The sequence below is a fragment of the Lysobacter terrestris genome (assembly GCF_014489475.1).
GTDB classification, from domain to species: domain Bacteria; phylum Pseudomonadota; class Gammaproteobacteria; order Xanthomonadales; family Xanthomonadaceae; genus Agrilutibacter; species Agrilutibacter terrestris.
Genome location: NZ_CP060820.1, coordinates 1841057 through 1858671, shown reverse-complemented (window position 1 = coordinate 1858671; position 17615 = coordinate 1841057). Strand labels below are relative to the sequence as shown.

The following is a 17615-nucleotide window of genomic DNA, read 5'->3' as shown; positions in this document are numbered from 1 at the left end:
CGGGCGCCCGTTTGTCCGGGCGCGCGGCATGGAATAGTCGCGGCTCTGCAGGAAATGGGGCCGGGAGCCGATGGCAACGAAGCGCTGGTGGCGTGGCGCGGTGATCTACCAGATCTACCCGCGCAGCTTCCTGGACACCAACGGCGACGGCGTCGGCGACCTGCCCGGCATCGTCGACAGGCTCGACTACGTCGCCAGCCTCGGCGTCGACGCGATCTGGATCTCGCCGTTCTTCAAGTCGCCGATGGCCGACTTCGGCTACGACATCGCCGACTACCGCGATGTCGACCCGCTGTTCGGCACGCTCGCCGACTTCGAACGCCTGCTGGCGAAGGCGCACGCGCTGGGCCTGCGGGTGATGATCGACCAGGTGCTCAGCCACACCTCGATGGAACACGAGTGGTTCCGGCAGAGCCGCGAGAGCCGCGACAACCCGCGCGCCGACTGGTACGTGTGGGCGGACGCGAAGCCCGATGGCGCGCCGCCCAACAACTGGCTGTCGATCTTCGGCGGCGTGGCGTGGAAGTGGGAACCGCGGCGCGGCCAGTACTACCTGCACAACTTCCTCTCCGCACAGCCGGACCTGAACTTCCACAACCCGGCCGTGCGCGAAGCCACGCTCGACAACGTGAAGTTCTGGCTGGAGAAGGGCGTCGACGGCCTGCGCCTGGACGCGATCAACTTCTGCTTCCACGACGCGCAGCTGCGCGACAACCCGCCCAAGCCGGCGGAACTGCGCACCGGGCGCGGCTTCAGCCCCGACAACCCGTACGCGTTCCAGTACCACCACTACAACAACACGCAGCCGGAGAACCTGCCGTTCCTGGAGGAGCTGCGCGCGCTGCTGGACCGCTATCCCGAAGCGACCACGCTGGGCGAGATCTCCTCGGAGGATTCGCTGGCGACCACCGCCGAGTACGTCAACGACCGCCGCCTGCACATGGGCTACAGCTTCGAGCTGCTGGTCGACGACTTCAGCGTCGCCTACATCCGCGGCACGGTGGAGCGGCTGGAAGCGAGCATGACCGAAGGCTGGCCGTGCTGGGCGATCTCCAACCACGACGTGCGCCGCGCGGTGACGCGCTGGGGCGGCGCGCACGCCAGCGACGCGTTCGCGGCGCAGCTGGTGGCGCTGGTGTGTTCGCTGCGCGGCTCGGTGTGCCTGTACCAGGGCGAGGAACTCGGCCTGGACGAGGCGGACGTGCCCTACGAGGCGATCCAGGATCCGTACGGCAAGGCCTTCTGGCCCACCTTCAAGGGCCGCGACGGCTGCCGCACGCCGATGCCGTGGAACGGCACGGCGCACGCCGGCTTCAGCGACGGCAAGGCGTGGCTGCCGATTCCGGCCGAGCACCGCGCACGCAATGTCGCCGCGCAGGATGCCGATGCGCATTCGGTGCTGAACGCCACACGCGCGTTCCTGCGCTGGCGGCGCACGCAGCCGGCGCTGGTCGACGGCGCGATCCGTTTCCTCGACACGCCCGAACCGGTGCTGGCGTTCGTCCGCGAGAGCGGCGACGCGCGACTGCTGGTCGCGTTCAACCTGTCTGCCACAGCCGTGGAATTCGTGCTGCCCGCGGGGCACGACCCGACCCCGGTGGCCGCGCCCGGCGTGGTCAACGGCCGCATCGACGCCGGCCGCGTGCGGCTGCCGGCGCACGCGGCGTTCTACGGCGTGCTGTAAGCAATCGCAGCAGCGGCGCGCGTTCCGCGTGCGCTGCGTTGTCGCGACGCGTCGTCGCATTCGTGGCCGGGTGATCCGGCCCCATCCAGGGAGCTGCAGATGCGTGTTCCGCTTTCCGTGGCCCTGCTGCTGGCGCTGAGCGCGCCGGCACAGGCCGACACCGTCGCCCGCGTGGCCTCGCCCGACGGCACGCTGCAGGTCGAGCTCGACCTCAATGGCGAAGGCCGCCTCGCCTACCGCGTCGCGCGCAAGGGCCAGCCGCTGCTCGCCGACTCGCGGCTCGGCTTCATCCTGCGCAACGACCGCCAGTTGCTGCGCGGCTTCAAGCTCGACACGCAGGCCACGCGCGGCTTCGACGAAACCTGGGAGCAGCCGTGGGGCGAACGCCGCTACGTGCGCAACCACTACAACGAGCTGCGCGCGAGCTTCGTCGAAGGCGATCGCGACCACCGGCGCATGGACGTGGTGTTCCGCGTGTTCGACGACGGCATCGGCTTCCGCTACGAACTGCCCAGGCAGCCCAGGCTCGACGAAGTGCAGATCGAGGAGGAACTCACCGAGTTCGCGATCGCGCAGCCGGCGACCGCGTGGTGGCTCCCGGCCTTCGAATGGAACCGCGAGGAATACCTCTACAACCGTACCCCGCTGGCGGAAGTGGGCGTGGCGCAGACCCCGATCACCCTGCGCACCGGCGACGGCACCCACCTGTCGATCCACGAAGCCGCGCTGGTCGACTACGCGGGCATGAACCTGGCCAAGGGCGGCGACGGCCGCCTGCGCGCGCTGCTGACGCCCGGCAGCCCGGCCAAGGTGGTGCGGCACACGCCGTTCGCCACGCCGTGGCGCACGATCCAGGTCGCCGACCGCGCCGGCGGGCTGGTCGAATCCAACCTGATCCTCAACCTCAACGAGCCCAACAAGCTCGGCGACGTCAGCTGGTTCAAGCCGTCCAAATACGTCGGGGTGTGGTGGTCGCTGCACCTGGACCAGCAGACCTGGGGCACCGGGCCGAAGCACGGCGCGACCACCGAGAACACGAAGCGCTACATCGACTTCGCCGCCAAGTACGGCTTCCGTGGCGTGCTGGTGGAGGGCTGGAACGTGGGCTGGGACGGCGACTGGTTCGCCAACGGTTGGAACTTCGACTTCAGCAAGCCCACGCCCGACTACGATATTGCAGGCCTCGCCGCCTACGCGAAAGCGATGGGCGTGCACCTGATCGGCCACCACGAGACCGCCTGCGCGGTCAGCCATTACGAGCGGCAGATGGACGCCGCGTTCGCGCTGTTCGCGCAACTGGGCATCGATGCGGTGAAGACCGGCTACGTCTGCGACGCCGGCCAGATCGAACGCCAGGATGTCGCCGGCGGTCCGGTGCTGCGCGAATGGCACGAAGGCCAGTTCATGAGCAACCACCACCTGCGCGTGCTGCAGGCGGCGGCGAAGCACCATGTCGCGATCAATTCGCACGAGCCGATCAAGGACACCGGCCTGCGCCGCACCTATCCGAACTGGGTCTCGCGCGAAGGCGCGCGCGGACAGGAGTTCAATGCCTGGGGCGCGCCGCCCAATCCGCCCGAGCACGAACCCAACCTGGTCTTCACCCGCATGCTCGCCGGGCCGATGGACTTCACCCCGGGCGTGGTCAGCCTCAAGGGCCGCGGCGGCCAGCCGATCCAGAACACGCTGGCGCGGCAACTCGCCGACTACGTGGTGCTGTACAGCCCGATCCACATGGCCGCCGACCTGCCCGAGCACTACGCGCAGCACATGGACGCATTCCAGTTCATCGTCGACGTACCCACCGACTGGCAGGACACGCGCGTGGTCAACGGCGAAGTCGGCGACTACGCCACCATCGCGCGCAAGGACCGCAACAGCGCCGACTGGTACGTGGGCAGCGTCACCGACGAGAACGCACGCCGCATCACGATCCCGCTGGGCTTCCTCGACGCGAAGACCCGCTACACCGCGCAGATCTACCGCGACGGCGAAGGCGCGGATTGGAAGTCCAATCCGTTCGCGTTCGTGCGCGAGGAACGCACGGTGCAGCGTGGCGACACGCTGGAGTTCGCGCTCGGGTCCGGCGGTGGCGTGGCGATCCGCTTCGTACCGAAGCGCTGACCCGCAGACAGTTCATTCCGCCGAATCCCTCGCCCCGCTTGCGGGGTGAAGGCGGGCGCTTGTGCGCCACTGGCGCACGTCCGCCTGAACGCCCTTGCGCCATGCGCAAGGGCCGGGGGCAGAGCAAGGGACAGCGCCGCGTAGCGGCGCAGGGTGAGGGGACGTCACGTCACGTGGCAGAAAAAGCCGCCCCTCATCTGCCCTTCGGGCATCTTCTCCCCGCAAGCGGGGAGAAGAATGAGACTTGTCAGTCCCGCATCTCTTCCAATTCCATGCCCTTCGTCTCGCGCACCGCGCGCACCACGAACACCAGCGACAGCACCGCGAATGCGGCGTACAGGCCGTAGGCGAAACTCAGACCGATCTCGGCCAGCGACGGGAAGGTCGCGGTGATCAGGAAGTTGGCCAACCACTGCGCCGACGCGGCGACGGCGAGTGCGATCGCACGGATGCGGTTGGGGAACATCTCGCCCAGCAACACCCACACCATCGGCCCCCAGCTCAGGCCGAAGAACACCACGTAGGCATTCGCGGCGACCAGCGCGGTCACGCCCCACGGCTCGGGCAGGCTCAGCTGCGCGCCGCTGCCGGTGGCGTGGGTGAAGCACACCGCCATCAACCCCAGCGTCACCGCCATGCCGGCCGAACCGACCGTCAACAGCGGCTTGCGCCCGAGCCGGTCCACCAGCGCGATCGCGACCAGCGTCACCAGCACGTTCACGATCGAGGTGACGACGGTGATCGAGAACGAATCGGCCTCGCTGAAGCCGACCGAATGCCACAGCGTCGAGGAGTAGTAGAAGATCACGTTGATGCCGACGAACTGCTGGAACACCGACAGCAGGATGCCGATCCACACTACCGGCAGCAGGCCGGCGGCCGGCCCGCGCAGGTCGCGCAGGGTCGGTCGGTATTCGCGGCGCAGGCTGTGCTCGATGTCGTGCAGCTTGGCATCGAGCGCGGCGGCGTTGCGCAGGTCGAGCACGTCGATCAGCACCGCGCGCGCCTCGGCCAGGCGCCCCTTGGCGACGAGGTGGCGCGGTGACTCGGGCACGCCGAACACCAGCACGCCGTACACCAGCGCCGGCACCACCGCGACCAGGAACATCCAGCGCCATGCCTCCAGCCCCAGCCACAACGGTTTGGACGCGCCACCGGCGGCGCCGGCAAGCCAGGCATCGCTGAGCAGCGAGGCGAAGATGCCGAGCACGATCGCCAGCTGCTGCAGCGAGCCAAGGCGGCCGCGCACGTGCGCCGGCGAGACTTCGGCGATGTAGGTCGGCGCGATCACCGAGGCCATGCCGACACCGATGCCGCCGACCACGCGCCATACGATCAGGTCCCACACGCCGAACGCCAGGCCGGCGCCCAGCGCGCTCACCGCCAGCAACGCCGCGGCTACGCGCATGGTCTGCACGCGGCCGTAGCGATCGGCCAGCGGGCCGGCGTACCAGGCGCCGACGGCTGAGCCCAGCAACGCGCACGACACCGCGAAGCCGATCGCCGCCGCGCTCAGGCCGAAGCTGCCGCGCACCGCATCCACCGCGCCGTTGATCACCGCGGTGTCGAATCCGAACAGGAACCCGCCCAGTGCCGCCGCCGCCGAAATCAGCAGCACGCGCATGGTCGCGTGTTGCCCCGTTCCTTCTGCCGCCGTCTCGATGCTGCTCATTGCCCCTCCCAGGGTGTGCTCCGGTGGCGGGCGGGCGCCGTATGGGCGCCCGCCGTGCCGCTCCGGGTTCGCCGCGATTCTGCGCAGGGCCCGCGCGGCACGTCCGGCTGAATACGTATGCAGTGTGCGCCGCGATGGCGGCAGGGGCCATCGGGATGGAGGGTCGACTGCGACGGAGGTCGACACCGGCTTCAGCGCGAACACGCCGCACGGCGCCGTCCGCATGACCGCGATGCAGGTTTTGCCTGCAGGTTTGCATGAATACGTATGCAGCGGAATTTGTGCACGGTTGCCCGGGACTACCATCGGCCTGCGTCATGGTCATGGGCCCGACGTACCTACAGTTCCGCGGGGATCGCATGACGACATGCGCACCACCGGGAGCACACCCAGAAGAACTCATTCCGGAGGGGGAGTGATGGTGCAGTTCAAGAGAAACCTGCTCAGCGTCGCGCTGGCATCGGCCACGATGATGCTTGCCGCCGCGGCACAGGCGCAGACCGCCGAAGAACAACCGCAACCGACGCAGCAGGACGAGGCCGCGAAGAAGGAAGACGCCAAGACGCTGGAATCGGTGACGGTCACCGGCATCCGCGTCGGCATCGAGAGCGCGATCTCGACCAAGAAGGAATCCACCTCGATCGTCGAATCGGTCTCGGCCGAAGACATCGGCAAGCTGCCCGACGTGAGCATCGCCGAATCCATCGCCCGCCTGCCCGGCCTGGCCGCGCAGCGCGTCGCCGGCCGCGCCCAGGTGATCAGCGTGCGCGGCCTGTCGCCCGACTTCGCCACCACGCTGCTCAACGGCCGCGAACTGGTCAGCACCGGCGACAACCGCAGCGTCGAGTTCGACCAGTACCCGTCCGAGCTGATGAGCGGCGTGACCGTGTACAAGACCCCCGATGCCGGCCTGATCGGCCAGGGCCTGTCGGGCACCATCGACATGCAGACCGTGCGCCCGCTGCGCTTCGACAAGAGCGTCACCGCGGTCAGCGTGCGCGGCCAGCGCAACTCGCTCGGCGCTGCCGCCGATGCCTCCGGCTATGGCGAGCGCATCAACGCCAGCTACATCGGCCAGTTCGCCGACCGCACCATCGGCCTCGCGCTGGGCTACTCGCATTCGAAGACGCCCATCCAGGAGAACCAGGTCGGCATCTACGAGCCGTGGTCGACACCGAGCGCGGGCAACCCGTCCACCACCGCCGGCATGAAGGCGCTTCGCCGCACCGGCTACGTCGAGCGCGACGGCGTGATGGCTACGGTGGAGTTCCGCCCGTCGAGCATCTGGACCAGCACGGTCGACCTGTTCCACTCCGAGGCGACCCAGGAAGACACCGCCAACCAGTGGGAAGTGAACTTCGGCTACAACGGCTGCGAGCCCAATGGCCAATGCAACGTGCCGCTGCCGCCGACCGTGATCTCGGTGGACGTCAACGACAACAACACCGTCACCGGCGGCACGATCGCCAACGTCTACCCGCTGGTCCGCGGCATGTACAACAAGCGCGAAGACAAGATCGACGCGTTCGGCTGGAACAACGAGTTCAATCTCGAATCGGTGAAGATCGTCGCCGACGTCAGCTGGTCCAAGGCCACGCGCGACGAACTCAACCTCGAGAACAACACGCAGCTGCTGCCGTACAAGCAGCTCGATACGCTCGGCATCGACTTCCGCGGCGATGATTTCTCGCAGATCTCCGCGGGGCTGGACTACTCCGATCCGACCCGTCTGTTCCTGACCAACACGATCTACGGCTCGGGCTACGGCAAGACCCCCAACGTGCAGGACGAGCTGAAGAGCTTCAAGCTGGCCGCCACGTTCGCCGCACCGGCAATGTTCAGCAGCTGGCTCAACGACATCGACGTCGGCCTGAACTACGCCGACCGCGAGAAGGAAAAGCACCAGCCGGAAGGCGGCATCAACCTCGGCGCGCAGGGGATCACGGCGATCGCGCCCGACCTGCAGTACGGCCTGGTCGACCTGGGCTTCGCCGGCCTCGGCAAGATTCCTTCGTGGAACGTCCCCGGTGCGGTCGCGCGCTACATGACCTTCGCGCCGAACGAGAACGCCTCCTACCTGGTCTCCAAGGCCTGGACGGTCAACGAGAAGATCGCCACCGCCTGGCTCAAGGGCAACATCGACACCGAATGGGGCTCGGTGGGCGTGCGCGGCAACTTCGGCGTGCAGGTCCAGCACACCGACCAGTCCTCCAGCGCCAACTACTGGGACAACTCGCAGCCCGCGGGCAGCAACGTGCGTCCGTTCGAGGACGGCAAGAAGTACACCGACGTGCTGCCCAGCATGAACCTGGCGTTCCTGCTTCCCGCCGACCAGACGCTGCGCTTCGCCCTGGCCCGCCAGGTCGCGCGCGCACGCGTCGACCAGCTGCGCTCGTCGCTGGAGTTCGGCGTCAACACCACCACCGGTGAACCCGGCGGCAGCGGCGGCAACCCGCGCCTGGATCCCTGGCGTGCCAACGCGTTCGACGTGTCCTACGAGAAGTACTTCGGCAACAAGGCCTACGTGGCCGCGGCGTACTTCTACAAGGACCTGCGCAGCTACATCTTCACGCAGACCCGCGACGGCTACGACTTCTCGGATTTCGTCGCCGGTTACGTGCCCGGCCCCAGCGAGCCGCCGACCCTGACCACCGGCCGCTTCACCGCGCCGTACAACGGCAAGGGCGGCAAGCTGCAGGGCGTCGAGCTGACCGCATCGCTGCCGCTGGAGATGGTGTGGGAGCCGCTGCGCGGCTTCGGCGTGATCGCCAGCGCCAGCTTCAACGACAGCAACATCAAGGTCCGCGATCCGGAAAGTACGTCCAGCGTCGGCAGCGAAGAGATCACCCTGCCGGGCCTGTCCGACGAGGTCTACAACCTGACCGCGTACTTCGAACGCGGCGGCTTCGAGGCCCGCGTCAGCCAGCGCAAGCGTTCGGACTTCATCGGCGAGATCGGCAACTTCGCCGGCAACCGCACGCTGCGCTACGTGGTCGGCGAGGACATCATCGACGCGCAGGTCAGCTACAGCTTCAGCGACGAAAGCGTGAAGGGCCTGAGCGTGCTGTTCCAGGTGAGCAACCTCAACAACTCCGACTACCGCACCTACGCCGGCAGCAAGGACCGTCCGCTCGAGAACATCGAGTGGGGCCGCACCTACCTGTTCGGTGTGAACTACAAGTTCTAAGCGACGGGCCTCCGCTTGGACAACCAGCCCTTGCCGGCACTCTCCCCGGCAAGGGCCTTTTCTTTGCGTGTCGTGGACAACGCGAGATGACGAGGCGCGACGCACCTGCGGTCCGAAACCGCGACGGTACGTGCGCTGCGCGCTGCGGCGCGTTCGTCATCGTCGCCCGTGAACCTCGCCGCGGCGCGGTGCGCTGCGCTTACCCGGGCTACGTCAATGTGCCGGGCGTTGCGGGCCGGAATGGGTATCAGGCGATGCGCAACGCCGCCGCTGCACGCGCGAGGTTGGCGATGCGTTGCCAGTCGCCGGCGGCCAGCGCGTCGGCCGGCACCATCCACGAGCCGCCGACGGTGATCACGTTCGACAGGGACAGGTAAGCCGGCGCCCTCGCCGCGTCGATGCCGCCGGTCGGGCAGAATTTCGCCTGCGCGAACGGGCCGGCGAACGATTTCAACGCGCCGATGCCGCCGCTGGATTCGGCGGGGAAGAACTTGAAGCGCTGGTAGCCCAGCTCCAGTCCGTGCATCAGTTCGCTCGCCGTGGCAATCCCCGGCAGCAGTGGGATGCGCGCGTCGCTGGCCGCGGCGTACAGCGCGTCGGTAGCGCCGGGGGAAATGGCGAAGCTCGCGCCCGCGGCCTCGACCGCGGACAGGTCGCGTGCGGTCAGCACCGTGCCGGCGCCGACGCTCGCGTCGGGCACCTGTTCGCGGATCGCGCGGATGGCGCCGATCGCCGCTTCGGTGCGCAGCGTCACCTCCAGCACCGGCAAGCCGCCGTCGACCAGCGCGCGCGCCAGCGGCACCGCGTCCTCGAGGCGGGCGATGCTCAACACCGGCACCACCGGTGCGCGCAGCAGCACCTGGTCGATGCGTTGGGCATGGAGGTTGGTCGGCGTCGTGTTCATCGGAAGCTCTCGGGCAGATGGGGCGGCTTTATTGGGAAGCGCGCTGGGCCGCGCGCGCGGCCACCGCCGCGCCGAGCAGGCCCGGATGGGGATGGGTGATGACGCGGATCGTCATCGATTCGAGGTAGGCGACGAAGCGGCCCTTGGCGAGCAATCGCTCGCGGAACGCGCTGCTGCGCAGGAACGGAATGAAGCGCGGCACCATGCCGCCGGCGATCATCACCGTGCGCGCGCCGTGGATCAGGCCGGCATCGCCGACCACGCTGCCGAGCACGGCGCAGAACCGCGCCAGCGCGCGGCGCGAGGACACGTCGTGGCCTTCGAGCGCGGCCGCGACTATCTCCGCCGGATCGCGCAACGCGACGTCGTGCGGCGCATTGCCGTCGCTGCGCAGGATCGCGTCGATGTACGACAGGCCGGCGCCGGACAGCACGCGCTCGGTGGAGACGCGACCGAAGCGCGCTGTGAGCCAGCGCGCGATCATCAGCTCCTCCTCGCCGAGCGGCGCGAAGCTGACGTGGCCGCCTTCGGTCTCGACCGCATTCCAGCCGCGCTGCGCATCGCCGACCAGCAGCGCCACGCCCAGGCCGGTGCCCGGTCCGATCACGCTGACCGGGCCCACCAGCGGCGCGTCGTCGCGGCCGTGCAGGGTGACGTATTCGTGCGGCTGCAGCGCCGGAATCGCCCACGACACCGCGCCGAAATCATTGATCACCGACAGCTGGCGCAGGCCCAGCGCCTGCTTCAACTCACGCCGGGTGAACGACCACGCGCGGTTGGTGAGGCGGATCTCCTCGCCGTGCACCGGGCTGGCGACCGCGATCGCCGCGCTGTCGGGATTCGCGCCGAGCTCGGCGAGGTAGTGCTCGGCGGCGTGCTGCAGGCTGGCGAACTTCGCCGTGGCCAGCGAGCGCGGCTCGATGATCTCCGGCGCGGCGGTGGCGGGATCGGTCAGCGCGAAACGCGCGTTGGTGCCGCCGACGTCGGCGATCAGGGCGAGGGTGGGCGAGGCGAAACTCATGGCGCCTCCGCGACGAACAGGCTGCACGCGCCCTGCTCCGCCGTGCCGACCTGGGTGCGCATCAGCGCGAACAGCTCGCGACCGAGGCCGGTGCGATTGGGGTGCAGCGAGGCGAGTTCAGGCGCGCGCGCGTCCCATTCCGCGGCATCGACCAGCGCGTCCAGGGTGCCGGCGTCGGCATCGATGTGCAGCAGGTCGCCATCGCGGATGCGCGAAATAGGCGCGTTTGCACCGGCATCGGCGGCTTCGGGTGACACGTGGATCGCGGCGAGCACCTTGCCCGACGCGCCCGACATGCGCCCGTCGGTCAACAGCGCGATGCGCTGGCCGCGGTCCTGCAGCACCGACAGCGGCGGGGTGAGCTTGTGCAGCTCCGGCATGCCGTTGGCGCGCGGGCCCTGGCCGCGGACCACGGCGACGAAGTCGCCTTCGAGCGCACCGGCCTTGAATGCGTCGAGCATCGCGTCCTGGGTATCGAACACGCGCGCGGGCGCGGTGATCGCGCGGTATTCCGGCGCCACCGCGGAGATCTTGGCGACGGCGCGGCCGAGGTTGCCCTGCAGGCGACGCAGGCCGCCTTCGCTGTCGAACGGTTCCGTCGCGGGCCGCACGATGCCCGCATCGCGCGACTGCGCGGGCGGCTCGCGCCAGCGCAGCGTGGTGTCGTCGAGGTACGGCTCCAGTTGCTGCTGGCGCAGGTCGCCGCCGTGCACGCAGCGGATGTCGGCGTGCATCAGGCCGGCATCGAGCAGTTCGCGGATGACGAAACCGATGCCACCGGCGGCGTGGAAATGGTTCACGTCGGCGCTGCCGTTGGGATAGACGCGCGCCAGCAAGGGCGTGACCCGGGACAGCTCGTCGAGGTCGTCCCAGTCGATGATCAGTCCCGCGGCGCGTGCGATCGCGACCAGGTGCAATGCATGGTTGGTGGAGCCGCCGGTCGCGGCGAGGCCGACCATCGCGTTGACGATCGCCTTTTCGTCGATGGTGTGCGCCAGCGGGCGGTAGCCGGCGTTGTCGCCGAGCGCGGTGATGCGCAATGCCTGTTCGGTCGCGGCCACGGTCAGCGCATCGCGCAGCGGCGTGTGCGGATTGACAAAGGCGCTGCCCGGCAGGTGCAGGCCCATCACCTCCATCAGCATCTGATTGGAATTGGCCGTGCCGTAGAACGTGCAGGTGCCGGGCGAATGGTAGGACGCCGATTCGGCCGCCAGCAGTTCCTCGCGCGTCGCCTTGCCTTCGGCGTAGCGCTGGCGCACGGCGGCCTTCTCCTTGTTCGGCAGGCCCGACGGCATCGGCCCGCCCGGCACGAAGATCACCGGCAGGTGGCCGAAGCTCAGCGCACCGATCAGCAGGCCCGGCACGATCTTGTCGCAGATGCCCAGGCACAGCACCGCGTCGAACATGTCGTGCGAGAGCGCCACCGCGGTGGCCAGCGCGATCGTGTCGCGCGAGAACAGCGACATCTCCATGCCGGCGCGACCCTGGGTCACGCCGTCGCACATCGCGGGCACGCCGCCGGCGACCTGCGCGCTGCCGCCGGCGTTGCGCGCAGCCATGCGGATCAGCGCCGGATACGGCTCGTACGGCTGGTGCGCCGAGAGCATGTCGTTGTAGGCGCTGACGATGCCGATGTTGCCGCCGCGCGCGCCGCGCAACCGCGGCTTGTCCTCGCCCGCCGCGGCGAAGCCGTGGGCGAGGTTTCCGCAGCCCAGGTGGGTGCGCGCAGGCACCGACTGGCGCGCCGCGTCCACGCGTGCGAGGTAGTCCGCGCGCGTCGGCCGGCTACGGTCGGCGATGCGCTGAGTGACGCGTTCGGTGACAGGGTGCAGCGCCATCATTCGCTCCAGTGGATGTGCACGGCGGCGGGCGAATCCAAGATCGCCGCGACGGGCTGCCGCAGCGGATCGCGCGCCGCCTGCGCCTCACGCAGCACCGCGCGCTTGCCGGCACCGACGAGGGCAAGGTGGACGCCGCGCGCGCGCAGCAGGCGCGCGACCGTGAGGGTAATGCGCGGGAACGGGGCTTCGGGCGGAAGCGGCCGTGGATCGATGCGACAGGCGTCGAACGTGGCCAGCGGATCGAGCGCCGCGGCCAGGTTCGCCGCGCCCGGAAACAACGAGGCGGTATGCGCGTCGTTGCCCATGCCGAGCACCACCGCGTCGAAGGTGCCGGCGTGCTGCGACAGCAGCGTGCTCGCGTGCACCGCCGAACGGCCGGGATCGCCATCGTCGACGGTGAGCGAGGCGAAGCGCACGCCCTGCGCCGACGCGAACGCCTCGCGCATCTCGCGCAGGTTGCAGGCCGGATGGTCGTGCGGCACGCAGCGTTCGTCGGTGGGCATCAGCACCACCTTGCGCCAGTCCAGCGCGCGCGCGGCCAGCGCGCGATAGGCGGGGAACGGCGTGCGTCCGCCGGCGAGCGCCAGCATCGCGTGCCCGCGCGAGGCGATGGCTTCGCGCAGCACGTCCTCCAGGCGCGCGGCCAGCGCGGCGGCCAGCGCGGCGGCGTCGGGATAACGGTGTTCGATCCAGGCCATCGCAGGCTCCGTGGTCGTGGACGCGTCAGTCACGCCAGCTGTGGCCGTGCCGCTCGGCCATCGCCACCGCGGCGGCCGGCCCCCAGGTGCCGGCGGGATACGGGCGCGGGGTGACGCCGGCGTGGCGCCAGCCGTCGAAGATGGCGTCGATCCAGGCCCACGCCGCTTCGGTCTCGTCGCGGCGCACGAACAGGGTGCCGTTGCCTTCGATCGCATCGAGGTAGAGCCGTTCGTAGGCGGGACGGCGGCGGATCGCGGCGAATTCCGCGTGCATGTCGAGGTCGAGCGCGACCTCCGACAGGCGCACGCCGCCGCGGTCCAGCCCCGGCGTCTTGCTCATCAGCTTCAGTTCGATCTGTTCGTCGGGCTGCAGGCGGATCGTCAGCGCGTTGGGCTGCATGTGCGCGCCGGGGAAGATCGAATGCGGCACCGCGCGGAACTGCAGGTGGATCTCGGTGGTGCGCGCCGGCAGGCGCTTGCCGGTGCGCAGGTAGAACGGCACGCCCGACCAGCGCCAGTTGTCGACGTGCGCGCGCAGCGCGACGAAGGTCTCGGTGTGGCTGGGACGGCCGAGCTCGTCGAGATAGCCCGGCACCATGTGCCCGTCGACCGCACCGGCGGTGTACTGCCCGGCCACGGTTTCGGTCAGCACGTCGTTGCGGCCGATCGGGCGCAGCGACTGCAGCACCTTGATCTTCTCGTTGCGCACCGCCGAGGGTTCGAAGTGCGCGGGCGGCTCCATCGCGGCCAGGCACAGCAGCTGCAGCATGTGGTTCTGCAGCATGTCGCGCATCGCGCCGGAGTGGTCGTAGTAGTCGCCGCGGCCTTCCACGCCGACGGTTTCGGCGACGGTGATCTGCACCTGCTGGACGTGGCGCGCGTTCCACAGCGGTTCGAACATCACGTTGCCGAAGCGCAGCGCCAGCAGGTTCTGCACGCCTTCCTTGCCGAGGTAGTGGTCAACGCGGAACACGCGCTCCTCGTCGAAGTAGCGGGTGACGCCGTCGTTGATCGCGGTCGCGCTGGCCAGGTCGTGGCCGATCGGCTTTTCCAGCATCACCCGCGTGCCCGGCCCGGCCAGGCCCATGCGGCCGAGCGCTTCGCACACCGGCGTGTAGAAGCGCGGCGCGGTGCTCAAGTGGTAGACCACATCGCCGTCGCCACGCAGCGCGCGGATGCGCTCGCCGAGCTGCTCGAGCGACGCGGCGTCGCCGGTATCGGCGGCCAGGTAATCGACGCGCACGAGCAGCGCCTGCAGCGTGGCTTCGTTGCATTCGACCGGGGCGAGGTTGCGCCGGATCGCCTCGCCGATCTGTGCGCGGAAGCGGTCACCGTCGATTTCGGTACGGCCGGTGCCGAGGATGCGCATCGCCGGCGGCAGCAGCCCGTCCGCCTGCAGGCCGTACAGCGACGGGAACAGCATGCGCTGCGCCAGGTCGCCGGTCGCGCCGAAGATCACCAGCAGGGAGGCGGGAGTTCGCATCGTGGGGACCGAAGGAGACATCCGGACAGCCTAATACTGCGGCTGTGCAGGACTGTGCTGCAAACGATTACAGGAGCGTGCGACTGACAGTGTGTGTGGGCGCCACTGCCGCATTCCTGGCGAGTGGATCGCCATCAATCTTGCCGATGGCGATCGTCATGCGCCGGATCAGCCGCCCGACGGCGCGGTCAGCAATTTCAGCCCCGTCCCGGCGAGGTAAGCGCCTCCGGGGGGCAGCGTATCGGGGCTGAAGGCGACGCCTTCCTTGTCCTCGTTCTGCCACGGATTGGGCTGGCGGGGGCCGGGTACGTAGCCCTCCCAGGTGCCATACGCCGTGCGGTCGAAGGCGTAGACCACCGGTACGCGCACGACCCAGAACTCGGCGCCGGCAGCCGGCCCTTCGGTAGGCGGAGCGAACGACCACTTGCGCGCCTGGCTCATCGATGCGGCCGCGAGCAGGTCGCGCCAGCGGGCCATTTGATCGCCGGTCGCGACCACCTTCAGGTTGACCTGCTCGGTCGCCACATCGATCACCTTGCCGTCGCGGCCCACCTTGACCAGCAGATACGCCGCACCGGTCACGCCGGAGCGTACAGCGGCCGCCGGATAGCCCGGAGCGATCAAGCGCTTTGCCGGCCGGATCATTTCCTCTGCCTTGCCGCCCTCACTGCCGAAGGAGGCGCTGCGGATATCCACGGTGAGGTGGTCGTCATCGAGCTTCCTCGCAACCAGGCGGATGCTCATGCTGGCGGCGGCCCTAACCAGTTTGCCGTCGATCACCACAGGCTCGAACTTCCACGCCGGCACGGCCTTGCCGACCATGTCGACCACGCCGCGCGGCAACCGGTCCTGCTTGTCCAGCGCATAGCCGATGACCTTGCCGGCGGTGTCGATCTCGATCCGGCCGGTAACCAGCATGCTGGCCTCGACCTGCTTGCGGACCTCGGCGCGGCTCTCGGCGGGCTCGCTCGCCGCGGCCAGGCAGGCGGCCAACGCCAGTACGACGCCGGCGACGATGGATCCCCGATGCATCCTCATTGCAATCCCCCTTCCTGTGTTGGTGCCGTTTGCCCTGTCGAAGGCCGAGCATAACCGTCCGCCGGCTTCATAATCCCCGCAACGGAGGTGCTGCATGCACGGTGATGGACTCGAACTGCCGCTGGTCTTCCTGCTCGCCGCGGTGATCGCGGTGCCGGTGTTCCGGCGCTTCGGCCTGGGCGCGGTGCTGGGCTACCTCGCCGCGGGCGTGGTGCTGGGGCCGCACGTGCTCGGCGTGGTCCGCGATGCGGACCGCGTGCTGACCGCGTCGGAGATCGGCGTGGTGATGATGCTGTTCGTCATCGGCCTGGAACTGTCGCCATCGCGCCTGCGGGTGATGCGCAAGCCGGTGTTCGGCGCGGGCGGCGCGCAGGTGGTGCTCAGCGGCATCGCCCTCGCGTGCGCGGCGATGTTCGGCGCGAGCCTGCTCGGCGATGCGACGCTGGGCAGCGCGTTCGAATGGAAGGCGGCGCTGGTCGCCGGCCTCGGCCTGGCGCTGTCCTCCACCGCGGTCGGGCTGCAGCTGTTGTCGGAGCGCAAGGCGCTGGCGAGCGAGCACGGCCGGCTGGCGTTCGCGATCCTGCTGTTCCAGGACCTCGCCGCGATTCCCCTGCTCGCCTCGATCCCGCTGCTCGGCCACGCGCATGCACAGGGCAGCGAACCGATCTCGCTGGCGGTGCTCAAGGCGGTCGTCGCCATCGCGGTGGTGGGGCTGGGCGGCCGGGTGGTGCTGCGGCACCTGTTCCGCGTCGTCGCGCGCACGCAGATGCCCGAGGTCTTCACCGGCGCCGCGTTGCTGACCGTGCTCGGGGCGGCGTGGGTGATGCAGCTGGCCGGATTGTCGTCGGGGCTGGGCGCGTTCCTGGCCGGCGTGCTGCTCGCCGATTCGGAGTTCCGCCACGAACTCGAATCGCAGATCGATCCGTTCAAGGGCCTGCTGCTGGGCCTGTTCTTCATGGCCGTGGGCATGAGCATCGACGTGCAGCGCGTGCTCGCCGAGCCGCTGCTGATCGCGGCGATCGTCGCCGGCTTCATGGGCATCAAGTTCCTGCTGCTGCTCGCGGTCGGCGTGCGCCCGGGCGGGCTGGGCCGGCGCGAATCGCTGCAGCTGGCCGCGGTGCTGGCGGCCGGCGGCGAATTCGCCTTCGTCGTCTTCGGCGAAGCGGTGAAGGCCGGCGTGTTCGACAACGCCCTGCGCGACCGCCTCGTCGCCGCGGTCGGCTTGTCGATGGCGCTGACGCCGGTGCTGGTGATCGCGGTGTCGCGCCTGCTCGTCGCGCACCCGGTGGCGAAGCCCAAGCGCGCGTTCGATGCGATCCCGGACGGGCATCCGCAGGTGCTGATCGCCGGCTTCGGCCGCTTCGGCCAGATCGTCGCGCGCCTGCTCGCGGCGAACCGCACGCCGTTCCTGGTGATCGAGAACGACATCGAGCAGGTCGCCTTCTCGCGGCGCTTCGGCAACCAGATCTACTACGGCGATCCGGCCAAGCCCGAGCTGCTGCGCTCGGCGGGCGCCGCCGGGGTGAAGGTGTTCGTGGTCGCGATCGACAACCAGGAAGCCAACCTGCGCACGGTGGAAGTGGTGCGCCGGCTGTACCCGGACGCGGTGGTGTTCGCCCGCGCCCGCGACCGCCGCCACGCCTGGGAGCTGATGGACCTGGGCGCGCGGATCATGCGCGAGACCTTCCATTCCAGCCTCAAGCTCGGCGAGCAGGTGCTGGTCGAACTCGGCGTGCCGGCGGAGACCGCGCGCCACCACGCGCAGCGCTTCCACGACCACGACGAACGCCTGCTGCTGGCGCAGTACCAGGTGCGCGACGACGAGGACGCGCTCAAGCAGACCGTGCAGGAAGCGCGCCTGGAGCTGGAGGAACTGTTGAACGCCGACGCCGGCGAAGGCGTGCTCGGCGACATCGTGGCGACACGGCCGCCGCGCGAGGGCGGCGGCGCGTAGCGCGCCGCG

General features: G+C 69.5%; 11 protein-coding genes. 4 read left to right on the top strand and 7 right to left on the bottom strand.

What is annotated here, in order from left to right; all coding sequences use genetic code 11:
- Positions 1–70 precede the first annotated feature (70 nt).
- Positions 71–1684 carry an alpha-glucosidase family protein gene (locus H8B22_RS08575; RefSeq protein WP_187711030.1) on the top strand — a complete coding sequence of 538 codons (1614 nt, stop codon included), beginning with the start codon at positions 71–73 and terminating at the stop codon, positions 1682–1684.
- 99 nt (positions 1685–1783) lie between these two features.
- Positions 1784–3808, top strand: a complete 2025-nt coding sequence (locus H8B22_RS08570; RefSeq protein WP_187711029.1) for a glycoside hydrolase family 97 protein — start codon at positions 1784–1786, stop codon at positions 3806–3808.
- 247 nt (positions 3809–4055) lie between these two features.
- Here the strand turns inward: H8B22_RS08570 and H8B22_RS08565 are convergent, their stop codons facing one another.
- The gene (locus tag H8B22_RS08565; protein ID WP_187711028.1) at positions 4056–5480 is read right to left on the bottom strand and encodes a sugar porter family MFS transporter; all 1425 of its coding nucleotides are present in this window, start codon (positions 5478–5480) and stop codon (positions 4056–4058) included.
- A 418-nt stretch (positions 5481–5898) separates the two neighbouring features.
- Here H8B22_RS08565 and H8B22_RS08560 point away from each other — a divergent pair, with 418 nt between their 5' ends.
- Positions 5899–8667, top strand: a complete 2769-nt coding sequence (locus H8B22_RS08560; RefSeq protein ID WP_187711027.1) for a TonB-dependent receptor — start codon at positions 5899–5901, stop codon at positions 8665–8667.
- Between the two features lie 247 nt (positions 8668–8914).
- Here the strand turns inward: H8B22_RS08560 and H8B22_RS08555 are convergent, their stop codons facing one another.
- The 6 genes from H8B22_RS08555 to H8B22_RS08530 all read right to left on the bottom strand — a co-directional run bounded on the left by H8B22_RS08555 (position 8915) and on the right by H8B22_RS08530 (position 15646).
- A complete protein-coding gene (locus tag H8B22_RS08555; RefSeq protein WP_187711026.1) occupies positions 8915–9571 on the bottom strand; it encodes a bifunctional 4-hydroxy-2-oxoglutarate aldolase/2-dehydro-3-deoxy-phosphogluconate aldolase in 657 nt (218 codons plus the stop codon).
- A gap of 28 nt (positions 9572–9599) precedes the next feature.
- A complete protein-coding gene (gene glk, locus H8B22_RS08550) occupies positions 9600–10592 on the bottom strand; it encodes a glucokinase (RefSeq protein ID WP_187711025.1) in 993 nt (330 codons plus the stop codon).
- Positions 10589–12430 carry a phosphogluconate dehydratase gene (edd, locus tag H8B22_RS08545; RefSeq protein WP_187711024.1) on the bottom strand — a complete coding sequence of 614 codons (1842 nt, stop codon included), beginning with the start codon at positions 12428–12430 and terminating at the stop codon, positions 10589–10591. The genes glk and edd overlap by 4 nt, the downstream gene beginning before the upstream one ends.
- On the bottom strand, positions 12430–13131 hold the full coding sequence (gene pgl / locus H8B22_RS08540) for a 6-phosphogluconolactonase (RefSeq protein ID WP_187711023.1): 702 nt from the start codon (positions 13129–13131) through the stop codon (positions 12430–12432). The genes edd and pgl overlap by 1 nt, the downstream gene beginning before the upstream one ends.
- 25 nt (positions 13132–13156) lie before the next feature.
- Positions 13157–14614 carry a glucose-6-phosphate dehydrogenase gene (zwf, locus tag H8B22_RS08535; RefSeq protein ID WP_187711022.1) on the bottom strand — a complete coding sequence of 486 codons (1458 nt, stop codon included), beginning with the start codon at positions 14612–14614 and terminating at the stop codon, positions 13157–13159.
- Positions 14615–14782: 168 nt separating this feature from the next.
- Entirely contained in the window at positions 14783–15646 is an 864-nt protein-coding gene (locus H8B22_RS08530; protein ID WP_225876170.1) for an energy transducer TonB, read from the bottom strand.
- Between the two features lie 100 nt (positions 15647–15746).
- On the opposite strand from H8B22_RS08530, the gene H8B22_RS08525 reads away from it, so the two are divergent.
- On the top strand, positions 15747–17606 hold the full coding sequence (locus tag H8B22_RS08525; RefSeq protein WP_187711021.1) for a monovalent cation:proton antiporter-2 (CPA2) family protein: 1860 nt from the start codon (positions 15747–15749) through the stop codon (positions 17604–17606).
- Positions 17607–17615 lie beyond the last annotated feature (9 nt).